Origin of the sequence: Streptomyces sp. WAC06614, assembly GCF_003949795.1 — a bacterium.
GTDB lineage: Bacteria > Actinomycetota > Actinomycetes > Streptomycetales > Streptomycetaceae > Streptomyces.
The window spans coordinates 1-5,924 of the sequence record NZ_RPRY01000389.1; the positions used below are offsets into that span (position 1 = coordinate 1).

6 protein-coding genes and 1 tRNA gene are annotated in these 5,924 nt (G+C 72.1%); 2 read left to right on the forward strand and 5 right to left on the reverse strand.

Annotated features, from left to right (window positions below):
- Positions 1–478 precede the first annotated feature (478 nt).
- Positions 479–1,321, reverse strand: coding sequence for a DUF3710 domain-containing protein (locus EF918_RS31365; protein WP_125652313.1), 843 nt, complete (start codon positions 1,319–1,321; stop codon positions 479–481).
- Here EF918_RS31365 and EF918_RS31370 point away from each other — a divergent pair.
- Positions 1,306–2,046: a ricin-type beta-trefoil lectin domain protein gene (locus EF918_RS31370; protein ID WP_125652314.1), complete on the forward strand. Its 741-nt coding sequence runs from the start codon at positions 1,306–1,308 to the stop codon at positions 2,044–2,046. The two genes, EF918_RS31365 and EF918_RS31370, sit on opposite strands and share 16 nt — an antisense overlap.
- Positions 2,047–2,201: 155 nt before the next feature.
- On the opposite strand, the gene EF918_RS31375 is transcribed toward EF918_RS31370, so the two are convergent.
- Together EF918_RS31375 and EF918_RS31380 are read right to left on the reverse strand one after the other, a co-directional pair.
- Positions 2,202–2,289: transfer RNA gene (locus EF918_RS31375), tRNA-Leu, on the reverse strand.
- A gap of 82 nt (positions 2,290–2,371) precedes the next feature.
- Positions 2,372–3,319: a beta-ketoacyl-ACP synthase III gene (locus EF918_RS31380; RefSeq protein WP_125652315.1), complete on the reverse strand. Its 948-nt coding sequence runs from the start codon at positions 3,317–3,319 to the stop codon at positions 2,372–2,374.
- 203 nt (positions 3,320–3,522) lie between these two features.
- On the opposite strand from EF918_RS31380, the gene fdhD reads away from it, so the two are divergent.
- Positions 3,523–4,374 carry a formate dehydrogenase accessory sulfurtransferase FdhD gene (gene fdhD / locus EF918_RS31385; protein WP_125652316.1) on the forward strand — a complete coding sequence of 284 codons (852 nt, stop codon included), beginning with the start codon at positions 3,523–3,525 and terminating at the stop codon, positions 4,372–4,374.
- A 65-nt stretch (positions 4,375–4,439) separates the two neighbouring features.
- Here fdhD and EF918_RS31390 read toward each other — a convergent pair whose 3' ends face one another.
- Together EF918_RS31390 and EF918_RS31395 are read right to left on the reverse strand one after the other, a co-directional pair.
- A complete protein-coding gene (locus tag EF918_RS31390) occupies positions 4,440–4,892 on the reverse strand; it encodes a (2Fe-2S) ferredoxin domain-containing protein (protein WP_185922006.1) in 453 nt (150 codons plus the stop codon).
- The coding region (locus EF918_RS31395) for a bile acid:sodium symporter family protein (protein WP_260610837.1) at positions 4,889–5,924 on the reverse strand (1,036 nt) is incomplete at its 5' end. The genes EF918_RS31390 and EF918_RS31395, both read right to left, overlap by 4 nt.

Genomic DNA, 5,924 nt, shown 5'->3' on the forward strand with positions numbered 1-5,924 from the left:
CGCCCGCGGACCTCCTCCCGCTCCCCGGGCTCCAGAGCCCCCAAAAACCGCTCCACCTCGTCACCGGCCACAACATCTCCTCACACACCCGACCAAGGCCCCCACCCGGGACCCACGGCCCAGCATGACCAAACCCCCCACCCACTTCACGCGACGCGACCGCGGAAGACCCCGGGGAAAAACAGAAAGACCCCAGATCGACCGGAGTCTGCGGTGCGGCGGCCACACGGCGGAGAACCCTCGCAAGATCGCCCCGCCCTGGCCCTGACCGGCAGGAAGACCTGCGCCGAAAACGGACCTCGGACGAGCCACGGCCCCGACCGGAGTGTCTGGTCGAGGCCACCGCCACGTACGGACCGGGCGCGCGGCCCGGGAGATCAGCCTGCTTCGGGGTGCTGCCCCCCGAGCTGGGTGAGAAGCGATGAGCCAGTCGGACAGGGGGGCACTGCCAGGGGAGTGCCCCCCTGTTCGGGTGCGTTCACTCAGGCATTCGCAAGGGAATCACCCGCTGCGACTCCTTCGGTGCGACAGATCCGTGGTTACCGGGCGAGATCGAAAGAGACGCGCTGGGTACGGAGAAGGAGGGAACCACCACCACGCTCTCGAAGCAGGAATATGCCCATTCGTCACGGCTCTCGGGGAGTGCTACCTCACCGTTCACCCCGCCCCGCAAGAGCCATCCCGGACCGTCGCATCCGATGAAGCGCACCGTCATCGACTCTCGCCCATGAGCGTCACTTACGACGGGGATGACCGCTCTGAGCTCAACGCCCGCCCTCCCAGACCAATGCTCCACCTCACCACCGCGCGCTCGTACATCTGCCTCAAGCGTGCCGCGCACCTTCTCCCACTCGGGTTTCCCGGAGGTTCGAAACGCTTGAAGCTGCAGGCTTGCTGTTCCGTCACGGAGGAGGACTGCCTCCGCGTAGTCCGATCCGTTGCCCAAACGGTTGAGTTCCAGCCTTCGCGCAGCCCTGCGTGGAATCCTCAGCCCACCGAGATCGAGCAGGTCGAGGTCCTGCCATCCTGTCTCGGTCACGTCCCACGGATCGACGTCAACCCCTCGATACGGCGGCCGCAGCAGGTCCCCGGCCCGCACTATTTCCTCATTCATTTCCCGTGCTGATTCCATGAGAGCCTTGACCTCTTCGTAAGTCATCGCCTCATCAGCGATGACGCGAACCAACAGAGCCAGCACTCGGTCGAGGGTAAGCACTCCGCTCTCCCTGGCGAAACGGGCCGCTGAGAGGTTGCCACGCAGTACTTCCGTCAGGTCGTCGACCTCAAGAGGTGACAGCCCGACGGGTGGTCCGGAAAGCATCCCCGGAGTGGACCACCCCCGGAGGCAACTCCGCCGCGCGCGTCACCAAGGGCGAATGGACCCGCCTGACCGCCGTCTACAACGCCGACACCGGTCAGATGCACCTCTACGCCAACGGCACCCTCGCGGCCAGCGGACACCACCGTGCCTCCGACAGCCCGGCCCCCGTCGGCCCGCTCGTCCTCGGCCGCTACAAGGTCAACGGCGGGCCCGACGCCTACGGCGGCTTCACCGGCGGCGTCAGCAACCTCGCCGTCTATCCGTACGCCGCCGCTCCGGTCGCCCCCGGGGCCACCGGCCCGATCACCTTGACCGCGTTCGGCGGGAAGTGCATCGACAACGATCAAGGAGGCACGGCCGACGGCAACAAGATCCAGCTCTGGAACTGCAACGGCACCGGACCCCAGACCTTCGAGGTCCGCGCCGACGGATCCCTCCGCGTACAGGGCAAGTGCCTCGACGCCCTCAACGCCGGAACCACCGACGGCACCCTCATCCAGCTCGTCACCTGCAAGGGCAACCCCGCCCAGCAGTTCCACCCCCGGGCCGACGGCAGCATCTACAACCCGGCCTCGGGCCGCTGCCTCGACCTGAACGGCGCCCGGACCGACGCCGGAACCCAGCTCTGGCTCTGGAGCTGCAACAACAGCGACGCCCAGCGCTGGACCGTGCCCGCCATGGCCACGGCACCCCTGCCGGTACCGGACCCCCGGCCCGCTGCCTGACGCAGAGGTCCTCCGAGAGTGGAAAGGTCGTCTCCCCCCTCGTGGGGAGGCGGCCTTCCCCCAGAAGCATCGGCCCTGGCCCGGCCGAGCCGCGCGCCCCGCGGTCGGCCCCGGGCATGCGAAAAGGCCCCACGATTCGGTGGGGCCTCTTCCGCTGGTGTCCGAGGGGGGACTTGAACCCCCACGCCCGATAAAGGGCACTAGCACCTCAAGCTAGCGCGTCTGCCATTCCGCCACCCGGACCGGTGGTCTGTCGCGGTTTCCCGCGGCGACATGGACAACAATAGCAGGGGTTCGAGGTGCTCTTCACCCGCATAAGCGGTGGTCAGGGGCAGTGGATGACCTGGCCGGCGTAGGAGAGGTTGCCGCCGAAGCCGAACAGAAGGACGGGGGCCCCGGACGGGATCTCGCCGCGGTCGACCAGTTTGGCCAGGGCCATGGGGATGCTGGCGGCCGAGGTGTTGCCGGAGTCGACGACGTCGCGGGCGATCACCGCGTTGACGGCGCCGATCTTCTGGGCGACCGGCTCGATGATCCGCAGGTTCGCCTGGTGGAGGACGACGGCGGCCAGGTCCTCGGGGGTGACCCCGGCCCGCTCGCAGACGCGGCGGGCGATCGGCGGGAGCTGGGTGGTGGCCCAGCGGTAGACGGACTGGCCCTCCTGGGCGAAGACCGCCGGGCTGCCCTCGATGCGGACCGCGTTGCCCATCTCGGGGACCGAGCCCCACAGCACCGGGCCGATGCCGGAGTCCGCCGCGTCGCAGGCGACGACCACGGCCGCGCCGGCGCCGTCGCCGGTCAGCACGCAGGTGGTGCGGTCGTTCCAGTCGGTGACCTCGGTCATCTTGTCCGCGCCGATGACCAGGGCGCGGGTGGCCGAGCCGGCCCGGATCGCGTGGTCGGCGGTGGCCAGGGCGTGGGTGAAGCCGGCGCAGACGACGTTGAGGTCCATGACCGCGGGGGCGCCGCGCATGCCCAGCCGGGCGGCGACGCGGGCGGCCATGTTGGGGGATCGGTCGACGGCGGTGGAGGTGGCGACGAGGACCAGGTCGATGTCGTCCGGGGTCAGCCCGGCCGCGGCCAGGGCCTTGCCGGCCGCCTCGGCCGCGAGCAGGTCGACCGGCTCCTCGGGGCCGGCCATCCGGCGGGTCTTGATCCCGACCCGGCTGCGGATCCATTCGTCGCTGGTGTCCACCATGGCCGCGAGCTCCTCGTTGGTGAGCACCTTCGCGGGCTGGTAGTGCCCCGTCGCCACCACACGGGAACCGGTCATGGGCACGGTCATCGGCGGATTTCCCCTTAGCGTCGGAGGTCAGGACCGCCAGCTTTGCCTGCTACCGACCGGTACGGGTGCGTGTGACCCGACAGGATTCACACACCCGGTTTTGGAGAGTCCGCTGGATCATGCCGGGTACGGGACAATGGCGGTCCAAGACCCTCCGGGGTGCGGTGGCGAGAGGAACGGGGCGGATCGGGATGGGACGGGTCACCGAACGCCGGCGCGTCGTACGGATCCGGGGCGGGGCGGCGGGGGTCCGGCCGGACACGCTCGTGGCCGAGGAACCCCTGGAGATCCGGCTGAACGGCAAGCCGCTGGCGATCACCATGCGCACCCCGGGCGACGACTTCGCCCTGGCGGTGGGCTTCCTGGTGAGCGAGGGCGTGCTCGGCGCGGCCTCGGACGTGCGGGCGGTGACCTACTGCGAGGGGGCCACCGAGGACGGGACGAACACGTACAACGTGGTCAACGTGCAGCTCGCGCCCGGCGTGCCCGTGCCGGACATCAGCCTGGAGCGGAACGTCTACACGACCTCCTCCTGCGGGCTGTGCGGCAAGGCCAGCCTGGACGCCGTACGGACCGCCTCGCGCTTCCCCGGTCTGGCCGCCGACCCGGTACGGATACCGGCCGAGCTGCTGGGGGCGCTGCCGGACCGGCTGCGGGAGGCGCAGAAGGTCTTCGACCGGACGGGCGGGCTGCACGCGGCCGGGCTGTTCTCCGCCGAGGGCGAGCTGCTGGACCTGCGGGAGGACGTGGGCCGGCACAACGCCGTGGACAAGATCGTCGGTCGGGCGTTGCAGGCCGGACGGCTGCCGCTGGCCGGGGCGGTGCTGCTGGTGTCCGGGCGGGCCTCGTTCGAACTGGCGCAGAAGGCCGTGATGGCGGGCGTCCCGGTGCTGGCCGCCGTGTCGGCGCCCTCGTCGCTGGCCGTGGACCTGGCCCTGGAGACCGGGCTGACGCTGGTGGGCTTCCTGCGCGGCGGCGACATGAACATCTACGCGGGGGAACAGCGCATCCCGCTGCCGCGGGCCCGGGCCGCGTCCGCCTAGGGGCTGCCGGCCCGGCTCCCCCCGGGCCGGGCGCGGCCGACCGGGGTCAGGCGCGGCCGCCGGGGTCAGGCGCGGCCGCCGCGGCGGGAGCGGCGGTCCTTCGCGCGGCGGTCCGGCTCCGGCCGGCGGTCCGCGGCGGGCGGGTCGACGCGGTGCAGGTCGAGGGTGGCGGGCAGCGGGGTGCCCGGGCCGCCCGCCGCGGCCCAGGCCGCGATCTCGTCGACGGCGGCGTCGTCCAGGACCCAGCCGAACCACGCCGCCCGGGCGCCGCGGCGCCGGGCCTCGCTGGTGGGCTGGACCACGACGATGTTGGCCTGCGCGCACGGGCCGAGGCAGTCGACCGTACGGACGGCGATCCGCCCGTCCGACTCCTCGACGGCCGTCCGCAGCCGGGCGAGCTGTCCGGCGTGGTCGGTGCCGGGGTTCTTGCGGGGGTCTCCGCAGCAGCAGCCGCGGCACACCACGAGGGTGCAGGGTCGTTCGGCTCGGGCGCCGGCGGCGGGACGTATCCAGGTCACCCTGGCACGGTATCGGAGACCTCCGCGGCACGTGGGGGCGGGAGTTGGCCCTCGGGGTCGCGGGCGCGGCGGCGGGCGAGGACGGCGCACACCATGAGCTGCATCTGGTGGAAGAGCATCAGCGGCAGCACCGCCAGGCTCGCCTGCGCCCCGAACAGCACGCTGGCCATGGGCAGTCCGGCCGCCAGGCTCTTCTTGGACCCGGCGAACTGGATCGCGATCCGGTCGGCCCGGTCGAAGCCGAGGCGGCGGGCGCCGTACCAGGTGAGCCCGAGCATCACGGCGAGCAGCACGGCCTCGACGAGCAGCAGCGCGCCCAGCCGGGCGGGGCTGACCTGGTGCCAGATCCCGGCGGCCATGCCCGCGCCGAAGGCGGCGTAGACGACGAGCAGGATCGAGCCGCGGTCGACGTACCCGAGCGCCCGCTTGTGGCGGAGCACGAAGCCGCCGACCCGGCGGCGCAGGAGCTGGCCCGCGACGAACGGCAGGAGGAGCTGGAGGACGATCTTCAGGGCCGAGTCGAGGGAGAAGCCGCCGGCGGCGCCGCCGAGGAGGGCCGCCGCGAGCAGCGGGGTCAGGAAGATCCCGGCGAGGCTGGAGAAGGAGCCGGCGCAGATCGCGGCGGGGACGTTGCCGCGCGCGACCGAGGTGAACGCGATCGAGGACTGGATCGTGGACGGCACCAGGCAGAGGAAGAGCAGGCCGCTCTGGAGGGAGGGGGTCAGCACGGTCGGCACCAGCGCGCGGGTGGCCAGGCCGAGGGCCGGGAAGAGCACGAAGGTGCAGGCGAGGACGGTGAGGTGGAGGCGCCAGTGGCGCAGGCCGTCGAGGGCCTCGCGGGTGGAGAGGCGGGCACCGTAGAGGAAGAACAGCAGGGCGACGGCCCCGGTGGCGGCCGCCCCCGCCACCTCGGCCGCGGCGCCCCGGGCGGGCAGCAGCGCGGCCAGTCCTACGGTGGCCAGCAGGGCCGTCACGAAGGGGTCCAACGGCAGCCGGGCCGGCCGGGCGGGTGTGCGGAGGCGGGGGCGGGAC